We start from the raw sequence: 255 nt of genomic DNA on the forward strand, positions 1-255 counted from the left end.
CTTTCAGCTTTTCCACATGTGTAGAAAAGAATTATCCGGTATTAGCCCCGGTTTCCCGGAGTTATCCCAGTCTCATAGGCAGGTTGCCCACGTGTTACTCACCCGTCCGCCGCTAACCTTTGGGAGCAAGCTCCCAAAGGTCCGCTCGACTTGCATGTATTAGGCACGCCGCCAGCGTTCGTCCTGAGCCAGGATCAAACTCTCCAATAAAGAGTAAGATTAGCTCTTAAAGTTAAAACGTTGGCTAGTGTGTAT

Annotated in this window: 1 rRNA gene; it reads right to left on the bottom strand. The window is 49.4% G+C overall.

The features are described 5' to 3' along the window. Positions 1-210: ribosomal RNA gene (locus M3175_RS24765) — 16S ribosomal RNA — on the bottom strand; the annotation flags it as partial. Positions 211-255 lie beyond the last annotated feature (45 nt).

Origin of the sequence: Robertmurraya korlensis (assembly GCF_023715225.1) — a bacterium.
Taxonomy (GTDB): Bacteria; Bacillota; Bacilli; order Bacillales; family Cytobacillaceae; genus Robertmurraya_A.